The sequence below is a fragment of the Marinobacter sp. SS13-12 genome, from assembly GCF_030227115.1.
Taxonomy (GTDB): domain Bacteria; phylum Pseudomonadota; class Gammaproteobacteria; order Pseudomonadales; family Oleiphilaceae; genus Marinobacter.
The window spans coordinates 901,451-921,283 of record NZ_JASSUA010000001.1 but is presented as its reverse complement, the minus strand read 5'-3'; the positions used below and the strand labels follow the sequence as shown (position 1 = coordinate 921,283).

19 protein-coding genes are annotated in these 19,833 nt (G+C 55.1%); 10 read left to right on the top strand and 9 right to left on the bottom strand.

Annotation, left to right across the window (positions count from 1 at the left end):
- The first annotated feature begins 71 nt into the window (after positions 1 to 71).
- Positions 72 to 1,472, top strand: coding sequence for a nucleotide 5'-monophosphate nucleosidase PpnN (gene ppnN, locus QPL94_RS04205; RefSeq protein WP_285355723.1), 1,401 nt, complete (start codon positions 72 to 74; stop codon positions 1,470 to 1,472).
- A gap of 21 nt (positions 1,473 to 1,493) precedes the next feature.
- On the opposite strand, the gene QPL94_RS04200 is transcribed toward ppnN, so the two are convergent.
- A complete protein-coding gene (locus tag QPL94_RS04200; RefSeq protein WP_285355722.1) occupies positions 1,494 to 1,829 on the bottom strand; it encodes a c-type cytochrome in 336 nt (111 codons plus the stop codon).
- A gap of 173 nt (positions 1,830 to 2,002) precedes the next feature.
- Between QPL94_RS04200 and QPL94_RS04195 the strand changes: the two genes are divergently transcribed.
- Complete coding sequence (locus tag QPL94_RS04195; RefSeq protein ID WP_285355721.1) at positions 2,003 to 3,106, top strand: enoyl-CoA hydratase/isomerase family protein; 1,104 nt, start codon at positions 2,003 to 2,005, stop codon at positions 3,104 to 3,106.
- 12 nt (positions 3,107 to 3,118) lie between these two features.
- Here QPL94_RS04195 and QPL94_RS04190 read toward each other — a convergent pair whose 3' ends face one another.
- The 3 genes from QPL94_RS04190 to QPL94_RS04180 all read right to left on the bottom strand — a co-directional run bounded on the left by QPL94_RS04190 (position 3,119) and on the right by QPL94_RS04180 (position 6,423).
- Positions 3,119 to 3,814, bottom strand: coding sequence for an ankyrin repeat domain-containing protein (locus QPL94_RS04190; protein WP_285355720.1), 696 nt, complete (start codon positions 3,812 to 3,814; stop codon positions 3,119 to 3,121).
- Positions 3,815 to 3,887: 73 nt separating this feature from the next.
- Positions 3,888 to 6,020, bottom strand: coding sequence for a tRNA(Met) cytidine acetyltransferase TmcA (locus QPL94_RS04185; protein ID WP_285355719.1), 2,133 nt, complete (start codon positions 6,018 to 6,020; stop codon positions 3,888 to 3,890).
- Between the two features lie 22 nt (positions 6,021 to 6,042).
- Positions 6,043 to 6,423 (bottom strand): DUF2237 family protein, encoded by a 381-nt coding sequence (locus QPL94_RS04180; protein ID WP_285355718.1) that lies wholly within the window; start codon positions 6,421 to 6,423, stop codon positions 6,043 to 6,045.
- A 185-nt stretch (positions 6,424 to 6,608) separates the two neighbouring features.
- Between QPL94_RS04180 and QPL94_RS04175 the strand changes: the two genes are divergently transcribed.
- The 3 genes from QPL94_RS04175 to QPL94_RS04165 all read left to right on the top strand — a co-directional run bounded on the left by QPL94_RS04175 (position 6,609) and on the right by QPL94_RS04165 (position 10,876).
- Complete coding sequence (locus tag QPL94_RS04175; protein WP_502881507.1) at positions 6,609 to 8,939, top strand: ATP-dependent helicase; 2,331 nt, start codon at positions 6,609 to 6,611, stop codon at positions 8,937 to 8,939.
- A gap of 147 nt (positions 8,940 to 9,086) precedes the next feature.
- Positions 9,087 to 10,286 carry an OmpA family protein gene (locus QPL94_RS04170; protein WP_285355716.1) on the top strand — a complete coding sequence of 400 codons (1,200 nt, stop codon included), beginning with the start codon at positions 9,087 to 9,089 and terminating at the stop codon, positions 10,284 to 10,286.
- 107 nt (positions 10,287 to 10,393) lie between these two features.
- A complete protein-coding gene (locus tag QPL94_RS04165; protein ID WP_285355715.1) occupies positions 10,394 to 10,876 on the top strand; it encodes a hypothetical protein in 483 nt (160 codons plus the stop codon).
- On the opposite strand, the gene QPL94_RS04160 is transcribed toward QPL94_RS04165, so the two are convergent.
- The gene (locus tag QPL94_RS04160; RefSeq protein WP_285355714.1) at positions 10,861 to 12,126 is read right to left on the bottom strand and encodes a methyltransferase; all 1,266 of its coding nucleotides are present in this window, start codon (positions 12,124 to 12,126) and stop codon (positions 10,861 to 10,863) included. The genes QPL94_RS04165 and QPL94_RS04160 overlap by 16 nt on opposite strands.
- Here QPL94_RS04160 and QPL94_RS04155 point away from each other — a divergent pair.
- The 5 genes from QPL94_RS04155 (at position 12,125) to QPL94_RS04135 (ending at position 17,263) form a co-directional block, all read left to right on the top strand.
- Positions 12,125 to 12,298, top strand: coding sequence for an RNA methyltransferase (locus QPL94_RS04155; protein WP_285355713.1), 174 nt, complete (start codon positions 12,125 to 12,127; stop codon positions 12,296 to 12,298). The genes QPL94_RS04160 and QPL94_RS04155 overlap by 2 nt on opposite strands.
- A gap of 451 nt (positions 12,299 to 12,749) precedes the next feature.
- Positions 12,750 to 13,733 (top strand): hypothetical protein, encoded by a 984-nt coding sequence (locus QPL94_RS04150; RefSeq protein WP_285355711.1) that lies wholly within the window; start codon positions 12,750 to 12,752, stop codon positions 13,731 to 13,733.
- A gap of 89 nt (positions 13,734 to 13,822) precedes the next feature.
- Positions 13,823 to 14,647 carry a hypothetical protein gene (locus QPL94_RS04145; protein ID WP_285355710.1) on the top strand — a complete coding sequence of 275 codons (825 nt, stop codon included), beginning with the start codon at positions 13,823 to 13,825 and terminating at the stop codon, positions 14,645 to 14,647.
- A gap of 89 nt (positions 14,648 to 14,736) precedes the next feature.
- Positions 14,737 to 16,197, top strand: a complete 1,461-nt coding sequence (locus tag QPL94_RS04140) for a DUF8370 family protein (protein WP_285355708.1) — start codon at positions 14,737 to 14,739, stop codon at positions 16,195 to 16,197.
- Positions 16,198 to 16,318: 121 nt separating this feature from the next.
- Complete coding sequence (locus tag QPL94_RS04135; protein WP_285355707.1) at positions 16,319 to 17,263, top strand: hypothetical protein; 945 nt, start codon at positions 16,319 to 16,321, stop codon at positions 17,261 to 17,263.
- Positions 17,264 to 17,408: 145 nt separating this feature from the next.
- Here the strand turns inward: QPL94_RS04135 and QPL94_RS04130 are convergent, their stop codons facing one another.
- The 4 genes from QPL94_RS04130 to QPL94_RS04115 form a co-directional block, all read right to left on the bottom strand.
- Positions 17,409 to 18,449, bottom strand: coding sequence for an NAD(P)H-dependent flavin oxidoreductase (locus tag QPL94_RS04130; RefSeq protein WP_285355706.1), 1,041 nt, complete (start codon positions 18,447 to 18,449; stop codon positions 17,409 to 17,411).
- Positions 18,450 to 18,476: 27 nt separating this feature from the next.
- Positions 18,477 to 18,674 (bottom strand): tautomerase family protein, encoded by a 198-nt coding sequence (locus QPL94_RS04125; protein ID WP_285355705.1) that lies wholly within the window; start codon positions 18,672 to 18,674, stop codon positions 18,477 to 18,479.
- 70 nt (positions 18,675 to 18,744) lie between these two features.
- Positions 18,745 to 19,101, bottom strand: a complete 357-nt coding sequence (locus QPL94_RS04120; protein ID WP_285355703.1) for a nuclear transport factor 2 family protein — start codon at positions 19,099 to 19,101, stop codon at positions 18,745 to 18,747.
- Positions 19,102 to 19,722: a glutathione S-transferase family protein gene (locus QPL94_RS04115; protein ID WP_285355702.1), complete on the bottom strand. Its 621-nt coding sequence runs from the start codon at positions 19,720 to 19,722 to the stop codon at positions 19,102 to 19,104.
- Positions 19,723 to 19,833: the final 111 nt, after the last annotated feature.

Genomic DNA, 19,833 nt, shown 5'->3' with positions numbered 1-19,833 from the left:
GTTATAATCAGACAAAAAGGCATCAGCATGATTCCAGGGTGCCAGCGAAATATTCAGGAGTTTCACCGTTCATGACCGAATCCACCATCAATGCCCTGGTGTCCCCAGAGGGCAGTCTGGAAATCCTGTCCACTTTCGAGGTCAACCGACTCAAGGACAAAAGTGAAGGCGGCCTCTACCGCTTGTTCCGGCAATGCGCACTGGCCGTTCTCAACACCGGCGTAGAAACCGATGACTGTAAAACCCTGATGGAAGCCCATGCCGATTTCGACGTGCGCCTGGTGCCCCAGCCAAGGGGCCTTAAACTGGAGCTGGTCAATGCGCCCGCCCACGCGTTTGTGGATGGGCAAATGCTGCGCGCTATCCGCGAACACCTGTTCTCGGTATTACGGGATATCATCTATTCCTATTCCATCCCCCAGTCCGCATCGGGACTGCGCCGGGACGATCCGGAAGGCATTACTAACCTGATTTTCCACATACTGCGCAACGCCCGTGTCCTGCAGGCTGGCCGCCATCCGGACCTGGTGGTGTGCTGGGGCGGGCATTCGATCAATGAACGGGAATACCAGTACAGCAAGGAAGTAGGCCATCAGCTGGGGCTGAGGGGGCTGAGCATCTGCACCGGGTGTGGCCCTGGCGCCATGAAGGGCCCGATGAAGGGCGCCACCATCGGCCATGCCAAGCAGCGGGTCAAGAACGGCCGTTACATCGGGCTTACGGAGCCGGGCATCATCGGCGCCGAGGCACCGAACCCCATCGTTAACGAACTGGTTATCATGCCAGACATCGAGAAGCGCCTTGAGGCCTTTGTCCGCACCGGCCATGGCGTAATAGTATTCCCTGGTGGCGTGGGCACCGCCGAGGAAATCCTCTACCTGCTGGGCATCCTGCTTCATCCGGACAACGCGGACCTGCCCTTCCCGGTGGTCTTCACCGGTCAGCCGGAAAACGCTGAATACTTCGAGATGATTGACCAGTTTATCCGCAACTCGCTGGGGGACGAGGCTACCAAAAAATACGAGATCATTATTGACGATCCAGCAAGGGTGGCACGCACCATGAAGCAGGGCATGAAAGACGTGGAGACCTTCCGCCGTGCCATGCAGGACGCCTACTATTTCAACTGGATGCTGAAAATCGACCCGGTGTTTCAGATGCCATTCGAGCCCACCCACGAAAGCATGCGGGCCCTGGAGTTGCATCGCGACCAGCCGGCTCACCTGATAGCGGCTAACCTGCGCAAAGCATTCAGCGGCATTGTCGCCGGTAACGTCAAGGAAAGTGGTATTCGGCAAGTCCAGGAACACGGCCCCTTCGAAATTGCCGGCGATCCGGCACTGCTGACACCGTTGGGAGCCATGCTCAAGGAATTCGTCGCGCAGAACCGGATGAAGCTGCCGGGTTCGAGTGCTTACGAGCCCAGTTACCGGATTGTCAGCGGAGCGGCACAGGCCACTCCCCTGAAATAAAGAGGCTGACGATGGCGGGGATTATTTCCCGCCGTCTGCCGGCAGGCTTGCGTAGTAGGCTGCAAGATTGGCAATGTCTTCATCACTGAGGCCCATTGCCTGACCCTGCATTACCGCAGACTGCCCACCGCTGCGCTGTTTGTTCTTATAGGCCTTGAGCGCAGACACAAGGTATTGCTCGTTCTGCCCCGCCAGGTTCGGGTAACCGGGAATGGCTGCGATGCCATCCTTGCCATGACAGGCAGCGCACACAGCCGCTTTGGCCTTGCCTGCCTCGGCATCGGCAGCCGTTGCAACAGCAGGAACTGCCGCGCCCAGAGTAAACAGAACAGCAATGGTGTGGTATTTCAGATTCATTGGTTTTACCCTCTCATCGTTATAGAACCCGACAGTTATCTGAAGGGTGAAATCTTTGGTCAAACTTATAGCACAGACAATACAAAGCTCAAATGCGATAAATCAATGCACCTTACTCAGATACGTAGCATCACGCCATACACGCCAACGTATTTTTCAGCGGAGAAGTGACCATGCCCATCCAGGTCCAGGAACTTGAATGCCGGGAAGGCACCATTGGCCAGATTACTCTGGACGCTCCCGGCAGCCTGAATGCGCTTTCGGGCTCAATGATTCGTGAGATCCAGGCTACGCTGGACCAGTGGGCCGAGGCCAGCCATATCTGCATGGTCATCTTCCGGGGTGCAGGCGACCGCGCGTTTTGCGCCGGTGGGGATATACGCGAACTCTTTGGAGAGCTGTCCGGCACGAAAGACAACAACGTGGCGGCAGGCTATTTCGCCCGGGAGTATCGAATGGACTACACCATTCACCGCTATCCCAAGCCTGTCATCACCCTTGCCCACGGCGCCGTTATGGGTGGAGGCATGGGTATTCTTTCCGCCTCCCGCTACCGGGTCATTACTCCTGATATCAAAATGGCGATGCCCGAAATCTCCATTGGCCTGTTTCCCGACGTCGCCGCCAGCTGGTTTCTCAACCGCTTGCCCGGCCGGCTCGGACTTTTTATGGGTCTGACCGGCGCCCGGCTGAATGCCACGGATGCCCTGAGAGTGGGGCTTGCGGACATGGCCATTCTCCCCGAGCAGATCGATTCGCTGATTGCCCGCCTGCAGGATGAGCGCTGGACCGGTGAGTCCGCCGCTGACGACAACCGCCTGTTCCGTCTGATCAAACAGCTGGAGCATCCGGACTACCGCGCCTTGCCAGCCAGCGAACTGGCCCGCCATGAACAGAGCATCGCCAGACTCAGCGCCGGCGACGAGTTACCGGCGATCGTTGAGAATCTGTTGGCTGCGGATGTCGACAGTGACTGGTGGAAAGCCTGCATGGACAATCTCCGTGGTGGCTGCCCGGTCACAGCCTGGCTGGTGTGGACCCAGCTCAAAAAGGCGCAACAGATGTCCCTGAAAGACATTTTCAGAATGGAGCTGACCATGGCTAGCCGGTGCACCCTGCGGCCGGACTTGCGGGAAGGTATCAGGGCCAGGCTGATCGAAAAGGACAATTCGCCCCAATGGTCGTTCAAGACGGTGGCCGACGTGCCTGAAAGTGTTGTCGAGGAACACTTCCTGCCAGAGCTGGACGACAGCAACGACCCCATGAATCTGGACTGAAAGAACCAGCCGTCAGATTTCAGCGCCGGCCTGGATCAGCAGCATTTCCAGATCCCGGTTGTTGCTGGCCCGGGCGAGATCCAGCGCGGTTGTTCCGTTCGTGCCCCGGTAATTCACATCGGCACCGGCGGCCAGCAGCATCTCGGCGGTCAGCAAGTCCCCGCCTTCCACAATATGCATCAGCAATGAACGCCCACCCTGGCTGACATTAACGTTGGCTCCGGCCGCCAGCAATACCTTGACCACTGACAAATGTCCGTTGCGCGCTGCCCGGATTACCGGCGTTGTGCCTTCGCTGTCCCTGGCATTCACCCTGGCGCCGGCAGACAACAGCAGGCGGACCAGACGGCGGTGCCCCTCTTCCGCCGCAACCATCAGCGGCGTCACACCATCTGCCGATGCGCGATCCGGGTCAGCCCCTTCGCTGAGCAGGAACAGGGCAATGCGGTCTTCGCCCGCTTTCACCGCAGCGGCCAGAGGCGTGCCTTGTTCAGTCAGCGTATTCAGCGATGCGCCCGATGAGGCCAGGGACTCCACTTTATCGAGATCACCGCTGCTGACAGCGGCCATTAGCGGCGTATCGGCCACTGAGGACTGTCGCTGTTCAAGATTGGAAGGGTCGCCACCCGAAGCGCAGGCAGTAACAAGCAGACTGGCGAGCAGCAAAAGCAGGAGTTTCGGAAGGATGAAGCCGGTTCCCTGGGCCATGATGATTGGGTCTCTGTTGATGCATTTTTGCAGGTATTCTGGTCAGTAACCGGGCGGAATTAAATCGAGCTGTTCACAAGTCGGGCCGGTTTTGCAGAATATTATGAACCACCTTACGCAAGGCGGTTTCTCCCTGCTCCCGGCCCAGACAGTCTTTCGTCACCTGTAAACCTTGCCATGACCAGCCCTGAAGCACTGCTCTCGCCCACAGGGACTGTGACCCTGAAGCCAGAACCAGTCCGATGACCTCCGGCTGCATTGACAGCTTTGCCAGCACTGGCACTGCAAGATCAAAGCCCCGGTAGCCCTCGGCAAAACTGCGCAGATCTCTGCGGTCGTCCTCGTTGAGGGGACCAACCGGCGGCAGACCGCCAGTCAATTGCAGAGCCAGGCCCGGCTCCAGGTCAGACCAGTTCCGAGGCAACAGGATGAGCCAGTGTTCCGCCAACCTGATGCGCAAATGACGGGCCAGCGCCGTGCCATCGGAAGACACCCCGCTGAGCATCTGCATCGGATACTCGCCACTGCTGGCCTCCCGTTTCAGGCCCAGGCGCACAGGCTCCAGCCCACACTGCTGCCAGAAGGAGACCAGCCCGGCGTTGCCACCAAAACTGGTACCAATAGCATCCAGCCCCCCACTTCGGGCGTGGTCCCGCGCCGCCGCCACCAGCTTCTGCCCCAGCCCCCGGTGGCGTACATCCGCACTCACGGCAACCCGGACTACCCGCAGCAGACGCTGGCTCGCTGCTTCAGCAAACCCGCTGTGAGTCGCCAGCGACTGGGGCAACAGATGCCCCCGCAAGCGACGCTTGCCCATCATCACCTGCTCGGCCAGCTCCGACTCCAGGCCACCTTCTGCCGTTGCCCACAGCACACCGACCAAGACCCCGTTGCAAGTCAGGCGCCAGCTCACCGCCGCCGGATCATCCATCCATTGGCGCAGATCACCGGGCGACGTGCGGTAATGGGCGTCCACCAGCAAACCAAAAGCTTCCTTCAGCTCCTGATCCCCGGCTATGGCGGGGTTCCAGCGTTCTACCACCACACCGGAACTATCACCCTCCGCAGCTGGTGCCTCTGCATCCAGCAGAAACATCTGCCGGGTCAATGGCTCCAGGGGGTCAGACGTCGACCACCGGATCGGTGCCGTGAGCGAGGCTCCGCGCCAATGCGGCGTTTCGGTATCCAGCACCGAACGAAAGCGAATGGCAAAGCCCCGGCCTGAACCTTCGTAACCATGCACGGTGGTGGAAAAGATCACCCTTGGCCAACCCAGCAATACCTGCTTCAACAGGTCTGCCGGAATTCCGGCGGCTTCATCCACCATCACCACTTCGGCATCCGGCTGCTCGGCAAGCAGCCGCTCCAGGGACCAATACTGCAGCCGGCCCTGATCGCCGACCGCTACATCCTCCGTGCCCATCTCCGGTCCTGACGCCTGCCCGGCAGCAATGCGGGCATGATGGAAAAGCGTCTTCACGGCACCCTGTTCCGGGGCCGTCACCACCACCCGCTGCCGCCCCTCCTGCAACAGACGAACCGCCGCCATCCCCAGTGCCGCCGACTTGCCCCGCCCCCGGTCGGCCGTCACCACCAGCGGCCGCCGACGCCGGCCCAGCCCCGTCCGGACAAGATCTTCCACAAGTGCACACTGGTCTGCCGTGGCACCCACCTGAAAGGCCTCACCCGCAACAGGAATCTCCGGTAAACGCGGCTGCGGATTTACCGACGGATTAACACGAATAACATCAGAATCCCCGGCCACAATACGGGCAAGACGGGCAGCAAACGGATGCCCGGCAGCTCCATCCAGCCCGGTACGCCGATAATCCGGATCTTCAAAACTGCCCCACTCCGCGAGCGGCGGCATCAGCCAGAAAAACAACCCGCCAGCGGACAATGTTCCTGACAACGCCGCAAAACTGTCCGGTGGATTGCCCTGCCAGCCATCCCAGACCACACAGGCCAACTCCTGCCCCAGCCAGCGGCGTCCGTCGACCGGTTTTATGGATGTCAGCGAGGGTTCGGGCTGATCCTCAACCGGCCCGGTCCAGACCCCTGGCGTAACCGTCAAGACAGGAAGGAGCGAACCCAACCACGCAAGAGAGGCATCACGATCACCCTCGACAACCACCAGCCGCCGATGCCCGGCTGCACGAAGCTCGGCTTGCAGCTTTTGCCACTGGAGCAGGTCAGGCTTGTTCATGCAGGCTCTCTGCGCCATCCATTCAGCTCAAATCCACAGAATGACGCTTGAGATCTTCCAGTTTGGAATACTTGAGCGCCGAACGGTGGGTCGCTCTCAATTTAACCCGTGGCGCACAATCGGCCTCAAACGCCTCCTGCCAACGGGACGCACACAGGCACCAGGAATCGCCTTCTTTCAACCCGGGAAAACCAAACTCCGGCCGTGGGGTACTGAGATCATTGCCCTTCGCACTGGAAAACTCGAGAAAGTCATCGGTAACAACAGTGCAAACCACATGAGCGCCCAAGTCATCCGGTCCGGTGTTACAACATCCATCGCGATAAAATCCGGTTTCCGGATCCGTACCACACACCTCAAGGGCTTCGCCCAATACATTCACTGCTTCAGCAGTTGTAGCCATAACATCATTCTCCTAATTCAGAGTGAGGGTTTGGATGGTCTCTTCCAAAACTGTGCGGAGCCATGGATGGCGGAGCTCAAGCGCCACAGGGACGTGCTTGAGCGTGTTTTGGAAGAGACCATCCAAACCCTCCTGCACCCGATAAGCGATATCTCCCGGATACAAAGCATAAAACCAGAGGGATTATGCGGCACCCATATCAGCACTACCAGCCGCCGGGTACAATACCGCCCATGCCGACCCCACACCAAACGCAGACCATGACCGAGCTACCGGATTACCTCACCGACGAGCAACGGGCCATTATCACCGCAGGTTTCGAGCATGTGGTGATAACCGCCGTTGCAGGCAGCGGGAAAACGTCAACGCTGGCCTGGCGCATCCGTTACCTGCTGGAACAGGGGCACGACCCGAACCGGATGCTGGTACTGATGTTTAACCGCAGCGCAAGGGTGGATTTCGAACGCAAGCTGCGGGACGTCAGCCGCGACACCGGCCTAGCCCTGCCGGAAATTCGCACCTACCACGCCATGGGACTGCGACTCTACAAACGCTTTGTGCGGGAAGGTTTCCTGCCCGGGTTCTCCGACAAGATCCTCACCGACCAGGAAATCAGCTATCAGGCCTGGCAACTCACCCGCCGGCTGGCGCCGGAAGACCTGGCGGACGAAATTCGCCGCAACAAGAAAGACTTTGTCGAAACCGCAATCAACTTCATCGATCTGGTCAAAACCACTCTGTCCCCAGTGGAAATCGTATTCGAAGAGCTGGGCTATTCCGACAAGCACCGTTACCTGATCGACCTGTTCCACAGCTTCGAACAGTGGCGCAAGTCCCAGAGCCGGATCAGCTACGCCGACATGCTCTACGAGCCGGTGATGGCCATCCACCAGAACCCGCCGCTGCAGCGGTTAGTGGGTAACAAGATGGACCTGATCCTGGTGGATGAGTACCAGGACACCAACGAGATCCAGCACCTGCTGCTGCGATACGTAGCGGGCGACCGGGCCCGGGTAACCGTGGTGGGCGACCCGGACCAGACTATCTACGAGTTCCGCGGCGCCAAACCCGACTTTATCCTCAGGCGCTTCAGCGAAGAATTCGAAAGCCCGCTGGAACAGACCCTGAGTTACACCTTTCGCTATGGCCACCAGGTAGCGTTGCTGGCCAACCACCTGATCTGCCACAACACCGGGCGCAAGGATGTGCTGTGTCATTCCCACCCGTCCACGCCACCGACCGGGATCACCCTGCACCAGCAGGAAAACGACAGCGACGTTGTTCTCGAGCTGCTCCAGCCCATGGACGAAACAGCCCTCGGCAACACCGCCATCCTGTTCCGGGTGTGGAGCCAGAGCGTGCCTATTGAACTGAAACTGCTGGCGCGGCAGGTGCCCTATCGCATCGACGCCGGCAAGGGCGCACTGTTCAGCCGCGAGGTCCAGTCCATCACCAGCCTGCTGATGGTGGTGTCCGGGCGTATTCGCAACCTGCCGGACGATGACCGGCTCGATATTGCCCGGCAGCTGCTTCGATTCCCCCATGTGGGTCTGAAGGAGCCAGAACTGGAGCAACTGGCGCGTTTTCTGGCAGGATTTGGCGACGGCTGGCATGAGCGGCTGCTGGCCATGGACTTCGACGCCCTGGCTCCCATGGCCGCCAAAAAACTCCGCAAACTGGGCGAGACACTGGCACAACTGGGCAACATCAAAGGCTCAGTGGCGGATGTGATTACCCGTTATGCGGATGAAACCGAGCTCTACGAGGGTATCCGTAGCCTCGCACTCACCCATGAAACCGCCGACGAGCGTATCGAGACCGTTCGTGGCTTCCGGCTGTACCTGGCAGGGCTGGATGTCAGCATCGAGGGGGCGCTTGAGCACCTGAAAGATCTGAAGAAGCAGGCGGGGGAGAATAGTCGCGGCGGCGCCCTGCTATCCACCATTCACCGTACCAAAGGGCTGGAGTGGTCGACCGTTATCCTGCCCGGGTTGCAGGAGAAGTACCTGCCCTACTCCCCCCGGGCCCAGGACGATCCCAAAGCCTTTCTGGAAAGTGAGCGCCGGCTGCTCTATGTCGCCATGACCCGCACCCGGGAACAGCTTCACCTGATCACCCGCCCCTTCGGCGAGAAACGGCACCTGGACGGCGACCAGGGCCCCAGCCGGTTCGTGGACGAGCTCTGCTTTCCCCTGTCGCAGGAATTCGGACTGTGGCTGGATAACCGAAATGCCGACGCAGAGAATACCATGACAACGACCGCACCCGTGACAGCCACCGGTAGTCGCTATGCTTCCCGTGAAGCCGTGACCCTGAACGGTAGCCGCGAAACCCCGGACGATCAGACAGCGCCGTTGTGGGCTAAACCCCGCCTCAACCACGCCATTTTCGGCGCCGGCTCGGTTGTTGGCGAAGACGACCGTTCATTCGAAGTCCGCTTTGATAACGGCGACACCCTGAATTTCAGCAAAAAAAGCGCCCACCTGTATTTCACCACCTTGTCATCAGGGGCCTGAGTACAATTGCCGACCCCTCATTGGCACTCTTTCTTTGTTATTCCTGATCCTGTCACGTAACTTTCGCGTAATTAGGCATTTACAGTGCTTTACGAGAGAATCGCACCCGAATTTACGCCATAACGATAATCGAACAGGAGGTTCTGCATGAACATCATGCGTCCATTGACCATTGCGGTCCTGACCGCATCCCTTGCCACCCCGGCCCTTGCCGATCGCGAAGAGACCATCTACCTGAACCCCTTCGTAGGATTTCAACTGTTTGATGACAAACGGGATCTCAGCGAAACCGCCACTTTCGGCATAGGCGCGGAATACCGCTTCCACCCTAACTGGGCCGTTGAGGCGGTTTACTCCAATGCCGACGCTGATCGCAAGTATGTGGACGGCAACAGCGACTTCAACGAATACCGGCTCGACGGCATCTACTACTTCGCCGGGCAGGATCAGGCCTGGAATCCCTATGTATCGGCCGGTGCCGGCCACGCTGACTTCGGCGACGACGTGCTGATGGACCAGACCGCCGGATCCGACCACCAGGAGACCCGCGTAAACGTGGGTGCCGGTTTCCGCTACAACGTCAGTGACAACGTATCGATCCGTGCCGAACTGCGTGAATTCCACGGTATCGACGAGAGCACCTTTGATACTCAGGCATCCCTCGGCCTGAGCTTTGCTTTCAATCGCACCGTATCGGAATCCAGCCCCCAGCCCGCAGATGCCGACAACGACGGCGTTCCGGACAGCCGCGACCAGTGCCAGGGTACCCCGGCCGGCGCCAACGTAGATAATAACGGCTGCGAGCGTGACAACGACGGTGACGGGGTTGCCAACAGCAAGGACCAATGCCCCGAGACACCGGCCGGTGCCAGCGTGAACAATCGCGGCTGTGAACTGGACAGCGATAACGATGGCGTCGTCGATAGCCAGGATCAGTGCCCGAACACCACTGCCGGCGCTGATGTGGATGATACCGGTTGCGAAGGCGTTTCCGAGACGATCGAAACCATCGAGCTGAACGTGCAGTTCCCCACCAACAGCTCTGTCATCGGCAATGCCTATGACAATGAAATCCGTCGTGTTGCCGATTTCATGCGCGAATACCCGGAAACTACCGTGGAGATCGCCGGTCACAGTGACAGCATGGGCGAAGCGGACTACAACCGCTTCCTGTCCCAGCGCCGCGCCGAAGCCGTTGCCACCCGTCTGACCGATGCCCTGGGCATCAGTGCTGATCGCGTGGAAGCCGTTGGCTATGGTGAAGCCGAGCCGATTGCCAGCAACGACACTGCAGCGGGCCGCGCCGAGAACCGCCGGGTGGAAGCCCGCATCCAGGTTCGCCGCTAAGCGTCGGAGTTGAGTCCGTTCGAATCAACCAACTGAGAAGGCGCCTTCGGGCGCCTTTTTTCATTGCCGGCGCATGAGGCGTGGTTTTCAGACCAGGGGAGAGTGATATGAAGCAAACCCTGCTAATCGGTATTCTCATGCTGGCAGTCCCCGCTACGACCTGGCCCCAGGTTTATCGTTGCGACACCGGCGGCGAGACCCGCTTTTCTGACCAGCCCTGCGGGGAAGACTCGGAGAGAATCACCATTCGGGACAACCGGATCGGCGGCAGTTTTGGCCAGAACCTGCCACCGGAGCCAAAGCCGGAGAAAACCGAAACGGAACAGGACAAGCGCGAGCAGCAACAGGCCGAAGGCACTTGCCGCTTTATTAACTCTACCGACCTGAGACGATACCTGGTGCGGGAACAAGTGGTAAAAGGCATGACCAGGGAACACGTTCGCAAAGCCTTTGGCCGGCCTCCTGAAACCTACCCCACTCCCCAGGAAACCTGGGTCTACCAGACCAAATACTACGGCAACCTCTACGAGCTGACCTACGTGTATTTCCGCGATGGCTGCGTGGAGGACGTGGTCTACCGCAAACCCTGAGCGCCCTGGTTGCGCCCGGTGTTCACAGCATCAATCAGCAGATTGCGGGGCGTCAGCTGTCGCTCACAGAAAGTGCCCAGCCGGACGTCGTAACCCTGCTCTTCCAGAAATAACACGTAGTCCAGCACCAGCCAGAGCTCCAGGGGCCTCCGGAACAGATGACGGACCAGCTCATGGCGGCGCACCTCCTGAAAGCGCCGTTCACCATGACGTTGCCAATAGCCGAAATCCGTTTGCTTTGGCAAATCCAGGCCCTTTTTCATCGCCGCCCAGCGACAGAAACCGGCAAAATCACCACTCATCAACCCGGCCGAATGGGACGGCACTGGCAAATAGGCATCCACACCTCGCAGAAACCGTTGCAGACCGTCAAAACCCAACCGCAAGCGGCGTAGCTGACGGGATTGCTCCCGCACCCTTTGCGGGGCGGTAACGGTTTCCCGCACCGCCAGTCGCAAATCATCCCGGCTAACCTGAAGGGTGTTTCCCCAACGCCCGGCCCGTCGGGACATTGGCTGGTAGTCCGGCTTTGCAGTCAGATGGTAACAACAGGGTGAGAAGCTCAGCCGTGGTTGCCCGGTGTCTGCCACCCGGCGCATCAGATTGCGATGCAGATCACCACAGGCATGCAGGGCAACGCCATGGAGGGCCTTCGGCATCACCAGCTCTTCCGCCATGACATCCTGGCAGAGCAAAGTGACCGCATCACCGAACTTCCCTGCCAGACGGTTACCGTCATCGACCAGGGCCTGGTCCCACTCGAATCCTGTCACCGTGCCATCGCAAAAAGGCGCCAGGGTTCTGGCCAGATGTCCCTTGCCGCAACACCAGTCCAGCACATCGTACGCCAACGGCTGAACAGCAGCAGCGAAAGCCCCGGATTGCAGCCGCTTGCGCCCGGGCATATCAGTGGCCCTTACTTCCGGCAGAGTACTCTGATCTGATGATTCAGACGACATGGGCGGGACAGAGGTCAACTCGTCAAAACCCTGCAGTGACGGCAGCTCCTGCTCCAGCAACCCGGCAAGTTTGCCGGGAGCATCGTCCAGTTGCTGGCAGTCCTCCTCAGACAGCATTGCCACCCGCTCCGCCAATGCTGGCCATTGTCGGATCCAGGCGGGTTTCGGGTCGGTAAACGGCGCCGGTTGCCACAGGGCACGATGCTGCACCAGCCAGTCATTCAGCTGTTGCCATCGTTGGTGAAAAGAGTCAGCGCCGTGAGATAAACTCACCGCCGGAGGTAACGTCATGCAACTGGCCTTTGTACTTGTTGAACCGAAGGTTCCCGAAAACGTGGGGGCAGCCGCCCGCGCACTTTGCACTTTGGGCTTCAGCGAGCTGTGGCTGGTCAACTCGGACCTGCACACCCGCCTGGAAGCCCACTGGCTGGCCCATGGCAGTACGGTGCACACGGCTTGTTGACATGCTACTGGGTCTGCGAATGTATGTGTACTTCACGGGATATTCTAGCAAGTTATGAAACAGGGAAATCATCCGTACCGTTTTCGTGACCCTTACGCAGTATCCGAAGAGAAATAGGACGGCATGATCCGAAACTTCCCCATTCTGTTCAGAGGGAATGGAGAGCCTTGGGACATTGGCAATAAACAAAAGCGAACATTCGAGTCAGGGCTTTTCTCCAGAGACCCAAGCTATCACAGCCATTTCATCCAGTATGACTGGCAGAGAAAATTGCAAACGCTGAATTGTTACATGGCAGAGCTGTCCGTGCTCGGCTAAGCTATTGTTTTATGGATTCATGTGCAGCGTGGTTGATGGTTCAAAGTCAGTCATAATGGCGCAGTAAAATTTCTGCAATGACAAAGCGCGCTGCATAATCGCTGTAAAGGATCAGTCAGACTAGGGTGTCGGAGTGAAGCCAGCAGAAAAAATCAAAACCCAAAAGATTATTGATAAGATTGAGGCTGGCGATTTTAATGAAAACGATATTGATAATATCTTCATGAAGTTGCGCGCTTATGCCTCCGGTCACAAGGTCTTCAGAGAGATAGCCGACTTTGTAGCTCATAACGATAATCGGAATAAGGGATTGGCAAATCAAGCTCTTGAAACCATGTACCTCAGGATGAGGTTCTTTCTAGAATACAATTCACCTAAAAAGACACTTGATTTGTCGCAGCCGTTTCCGATTTGGATTAAACGACTGATGATATTTCAGGTTGAGAAGTGCGAAGAAGAAGTTCTAAAGGAAAGATTTAACGTAACTGCCTCTCGGTTAAAAAGCAGGATAGAGAATGGATTTAAAAGCGATAAAAAGGAAAATATCGCTCAGTATAAAGACGGGAAGCTATCGGAAAAGACTTTCGAAGCAATTCAGCATGTCATGAGCTTCATTAGTGGCAATGCCGCTTTTACTCAAGATCAGCTGATTCAAGAGTTCGTAGGCGTCCTAGGCTCTAATCACTTAAGATTCGAGCCCGACGTTATCTTTTCTCTATCGGACAAGATAACGCTGTGCACGCTTCTGCTCTTCCATCAGTCAGAGTTTGATATCCGGAGCCATAAAAAAGCACATTGTGAAATCGCTGCTGAAAAAAGTTTTATATCACACAATGTGCAGTTCGTAGATGTGCAAGGAAACCCTGTTGAGCATCATGAGACATTCGGCACACTATCCGTTCTGGGTACGGTCACGGTCAAAAACGATGAAAAGGACCTCGGAATCTCGCACTGTGTAATGTCTACAAATCTTGATGTGGAATCTTGGTGTTCCGAAACCCTTTTTCGTATAGAGCCTTTAAGCGATGAAGTACCAAATCACATGTGTAAACGCATTAAGCTAGACACCAACCTAGCAATTGATGAGGATTTCAAACTGGCGTCTGCAAATGCTTAACAAACGGCTGCAAAGCGATTGATTATTCGCCGCTTCGCGGCTCCAAACCGGCGCGCGAGCCGGGCGATAGGCATTTTATGGAGAACTTGATGGATTGGATTCCTGCGGTATCAACGACAGTGCTTCTGGCAGGCTGCCTGTGGTTAGCTCGTAATTTAATTATGGCAAGGCTAACTAACGCTGTACGCTATGAATACGACAAAAAGCTCGCCAATTTAAAGGCCGAATTGACTGCGAAGCAAGATCTTTTAAAAGCTGATTTGCGTGCAAAAGAGCGGCAACTAGAGTCACTAAAAGCAACAGCCCTGAGCGGGATTTCTCAGCGTCGATCTGCGCTATTCGAAAAACAAGTTCAGGCCATTGAAACACTCTGGGCTCAAGTTGTTGATCTACGTTTTGTAAAAAATGCTGCTCAAAGCTTATCCATAATAGAATTCGATAGTGCTGTTAAAATGGCGGCAAAGGATATCCGGGCAAGGGAAGTATTCGAGATGATAGGGCCTGATGTGGGTCCTGGCTCTGTGGATACCAGAGATACATATAAATGCCGTCCATTTATATCTAGGGTAGCTTGGGCTTATTTTTCTGCATATACAGCTATACTCGGTCATGCTGCGCTAAAACTTCATATGCTTAAAAAGGGTTTGGACTACCCTGACATAATCGATAGCAAGAACTTGAAAAAAGTCATTGTTTCAGCATTGCCTCACCAGAAAGAATACTTAGAAAAAGTAGATTCTGAGGCCTACTACCATTTGCTTGATGAACTTGAGTCATTCATGCTTTTGGCATTCGAAAATACACTTAGAGGTGAGCAAGACGACAAAGCTGCTCTGTCGCAGGCCGCAGAAATTATCAGGGCATCAGAAGAATTAACCAAAACTGATAAGGTTGAGCATGAAAAAACTGCCTAACTAACCGCATCAGTATGCGTTCGATGGCCGCTGGACGCCACTTTCGTGGCCCCGCAGTGCTCTGCGTTAGATTTCTCAGGAGGAGTTAAATGAACGTCTATTTTTCGGACTATTTCGCAGTTTCTAAGGACGACCTCGAAGAATATGGTGCGTTCAATGTTTCCTTGATTAATGACCTGCCCGTATTTATAGACCCGTTTTTACTATTCAATAGTGAGAACGAGGAATATCAAAAATTACACGACGAGATCATAGAATATATTAGGTTCCTTCGTGACATGTCAGAGGCAGGCGAGATCTCTAGAGGTCTAGTGAGGCATTGGTTTTTATTTCCAGAAGTAAAGCAGAACTGGCTAGGCTTCAGTAAGGTAGGAAATGGTGGTTCTGGCCTAGGGCCAGACTTTGCAAATGCGCTAAATGAGAATTTGAGTAATATATTCAGTGATTTTGGCTCAGAGAAGATCACGAAAAGCAGTCACTTAGAAAAATTGTGCCTTATTAAAGATGGAGTTGGAAAAGACAGTATAAGTGATTTCACAACGAATCTTATAAAGTCATATTTGTGCGAATACACACAAGATTTTGCAAATAGATATATGGAGGCTCCTAGAACCAAGTCGGTTATGGTTCCTCACGCAGAGTTCAATTATAAGACTCGGCGCTGGGTTTCAAAAAAGTATACGCTACCTTATATAGATGGAGATTTTGTCCTATTGACGCCAAAGGACATCCTTACCAAAGATGAAGCTTGGATTAACAAACATGACATCATTGGAGATTTCGATGACATCATCGCAGCAATCCCCAACGTTGAATTGAGAGCCCAGGTGAATGAATATTTTCTTCGCAGGGTTCCAGAAGACGCGAGGCAGCGAGAAATCAACGAAGCCATAGCTAAGACACTACGTAATTTCCCAGAGCTTATTGACCGTTATATTCGGCTGAAGGAAGACACCGGAGATCAAGCCGTCGCTTTAAGTGAGCAAAAGGTTAAAGAAACAGAGAATATTTTTATACGACAAGTAGCTAGCTTAATTGAGGAGCTAAAGGACGAAAGTAGATTTTACGAAACGCCTGATGACACACATGATGAAGCCTACAATCGAGTTGTTTACTTGAAACAAGTTATTGAAAACAATGACGGCTATCGGATTTTTTATTCTTATGGCCAGCCGATAAAACGTGAGTCGGATCTTCAACTTATGTTTCGGCTTACATGGTACGCTTCGCAAGATGATGTTAATGCTGAAGTAAATAATGGGCGGGGGCCAGTAGACTATAAAATTTCAAGAGGGTCAAAAGATAGCACCCTTGTAGAATTCAAGCTGGCTGGCAACTCCAAGTTGAAGCAGAATTTGGCAAAGCAGGTGGAAGTATATAAGGGTGCAAACCAAACCAAGAAAGCTATTAAAGTGATTTTATACTTCAGCGATAGCGAACTATCGAGGGTTCAAAAAATAATGAAGGAATTGGATCTAAAAGAAGGTAAGGAATTGGTTTTGATAGATGCCCAGGCGACCAACAAGCCATCTGGGTCCAACGCCAAGTGAAATATAACAAGTGCAGGCGCGGCAGCGCCCACTACATTGCGCCTTTGGCTCCATTCAGTGGGCGCGTACGCTGCAAGCGCTATAAATAATTGCTATGCCTTACGTTTATTTGGATCAAAACGTGTTATCTGATATGAGAGAGCGAGTTCTTTCCGAATCTCATGATGAAGATCTGCGTGCTCTCAAAACTCTTTGCACTCCCAGAGACGTTAAGGTGCTGTACACAGCGACTCACTTGCGTGAAGTCCAACAGATTCCTCATGAAAAGTTTCGATTGGAACATCTAAGGCTTCTACACGGACTTGGAGCCGCTTACTTAACTCCAGTGACAAACATGCTCGTGTGGAATCATCCGGAAAAAGTCTGGGATGACTTTATTGAGAATGAATCTCAAAACATTGCAGCTGGAATAAATTCTTCCATGGAGGCCCAAGACCTTATAAATCGAAAATTGTGCGGGCTCCCAGTAGACCAAACGTTTCATGATTTAAACTCAAGGCTTCGAGCAAGTTTGCGTTCGATCTTGGAGGATAGCTTGGCTCAGATGGAGAGCGTATCGACAACTGAAATCCACAAGGATCAGATTGAATCATTAAAAATTCAAATTAGCGATCAATTGTCGAATTTGAAGAATCTCCCAGGACTCGACGTACCAGATGACCAGGAGTTAGGCCCTAGGCCGTTTCGGCAGCTAGAAAAGATCAAGGGAATTGAAGAGTGCCCAGCAGCCCATGTCATCGGCCTGATAGAAGAGCTTTTTCGTGAGTCGAACCCGGATTTCCATTGGCGTAACTATATTGACGATACTCCCGAGAACAAGATTGCTGTTTGTTATTCTCTTCTAAACTGGGCTGGCTACTGTGCGGATGATTTTACAAGCACGAAAAAGGGAAAGGACAGGTTTAATGCTTCAAACAACGATTTAGCGCATGTTCAAAGCGGGGCACGTTGTTCACTCCTCATCTCGCAAGACGTAGCCTTCCTCAAAAAAGCTGAGGCGATTTACAAACATCTCAACATTGGAACTTTGCCCCTGGCACCCGGTGAGGCTATCAAGCACTTATAACCATGCGCTCCAGCCGAGCCCTTCGGCCTTTGGTCTGAATGTCCGCTTTGCGACCTTGGCGAGGCTTTAGCGCCAGCCGAAAATTCTAATCAGAGGTGCAGTTAAAACAAGGATATTCACAAGGGAATTGATGTGACAGCAAGCACTACTGAACACTCGCCAACCTCAACGTCATTTTGCCAGCTGAGATTTCTTCGCACCCCATCGTGTTCTGCCCCGCCCAAAGTGGCGAAAAGTCTCCTTTGCCGAGTTTTTCCGCCTCCGATCTTAAAGGTGCCAACGCGGCTGCCGCATTGGGAAAGTCAGGTACGCTCGAACTGATGGCGCCCTGGTCTCTCATTAGCCGATTGACGATGCCTCGCGCTGGGCGGCCGGAAAATACGTTAGTGATCTCGGTGTGGGAAGCTCGCTCGGACTGGAGGGCGTCTCGGTGGATGGCGCTGGTTTTGGCTTCGGTACATAGCAGGTAAGCGGTGCCGACCTGGGCGGCGACGGCTCCGAGTTGTATGGCTGCTTTGACGCCTTCGGCGGAGGCAATACCGCCTGCTGCAATCACGGGGAGCTTCACTTTGGATACAATTTGGGGAAGTAACGCAAAGGTGCCCATTTGCAGGCCAAGGCCGTCAGACAGAAAGTGCCCGCGGTGCCCCCCAGCTTCCAGGCCCTGGGCGATGATGGCGTCTGCACCTCGCTGCTCCAGCCACAAGGCTTCGGCCAATGTAGTGGCACTGGCCAGCACCTTCACACCGTTGGATTTGATGTAGGCCAGCAAGTCGGGGGCTGGTAAGCCGAAATGAAAGCTGACGACCTCGGGCTTCAATTCAGCCACCAACTCGGCCGTCTGCTCATCAAAGGGTCGACGACTTGCGCCGCCGTCGTCTTTGTTTACCTCCAGCCCCAGCTCTTCGTAGTAAGGTTGCAGGCTTTGCCGCCAGGCGGCTTCCTTACCCGGGTCTTCCGGTGGCTGGATGTGGCAGAAGAAATTCAGATTGAAGGTCCGGTCTGTAGCGGCCCGGATACTGGCGACTTCTTCGCGTATTTTTTCGCCTGTGAGCATGCCACAGGGGAGCGAACCCAACCCACCCGCTTTGGAAACCGCGATGGTCAATGCGCTGTCCTGCACGCCGGCCATCGGTGCCTGAATCACTGGGTAGTCCACGTTCAGTAATTCCCTGAGGGTGGTCATGATAAGTGTTGCTCCCCTGATGGTTGGTTATCGCTTTCGCAGATTGGTGACGGTTTCCCCTTTCACACCCCAATTGTCGGTCGACACTTCGTCAATGACTACGTGGGTGGCGTCAGGGTTCTTGTTCAGAACATCAACCAGTAGCTGCGTTGTTCCCTGAATCAACCGGCGCTTCTGCTCGACGGATACGTTGTCGTCGGTGACTTTAATGTTGACATAAGGCATTCGAAATTCCTCTTGTTCATTGGTTGGATGGCCTGCCTTGCAGCAGGCACTTCATGTTGGAGATATTCACTTAGGTGGTGACTGGCGCATACATCTTGTTGACGATCTTCCAAACTCCGTCTTCCTTCAGGAAGCCCAGATAGTCGATAAAGTTGCCGTGGGGAAGCGGGCACGCCACTTTCACCATGGCCTGGCTGCCTGCCAGTTCCAGCCGGAGGATGCGGTAATTCTCCGGGTGGCCGATGTGCGCGGGTATTGGTCGCGTTGCGACATCGGCTAGCCATTCATCCAGTGTGCGCCGCAGGTCAGGTGCCTTGAGCACACAGTCCCGGTGAAACAACGGTGCCAGTCGGTTGGTATCGCCCGTGTGCAGGCCCTGAAAATATTCGTTCACCATGGCTTCCAGTTGGGGCTTTTCGGTGTCCATTTATGCCACGGCCCCCGAGTTGTAATCCTGTTCCCGCTGAATCGCCCGCTGCATGCTGTCGCGCTGCAATACGGCATCCACCATCTGGCGGCTGTGGGGGCCGAGCACGATATCCACGGGGAAGAAGTCTCCCCAGCGGGAGTACACGGCCAGCAGAATGTCGGCAGGGGAGATATCGTGCCCCCCAAGATAGGGCGCGTGTTCCAGTTTCGCTTCCACCACCTGCCACAGCTTGTTGATGGCCACAGCCGCGAAACCGAAGATCTGCTGCCTCCCCGCAGGGTCCGTCACGTTCGCCTGGGCAAAGAACAGTCGTCCATAGGCGGGGTGCATGGTGGCGTTGGCAAACATCATGTTTTCGATGGCTCGGTGCCGTGCGTCCCCGCTTTCGGAGATCAGGTTGTTCTCATGCTTGTTGAGCAGATGCAGAATGATCGCCACGCCTTCGTTCAGCACCTTATCGCCGTCCACCAGCACGGGCACGGTGCCGGCGGGATTGAGCGTTTCAAAGTGGTCGGCGTTCAGTTTATGAACCAGCGTGCTCTCCTGGTCGAGTTCGTTAAGAATCGCCTGCGTCGCCAGTGAGCAAGCGCCTGGAAGGAAATAGAGGGTGTACATCATAAAGTCTCGCTTGTTGGTTGATTGCTTGAGTGCAGGGAAAGTGTGGGGCTTTCTTCATGGGTCTTAAATGGCAATAATGTTCTTACACCTTCAACAAATTGGAAACTGATA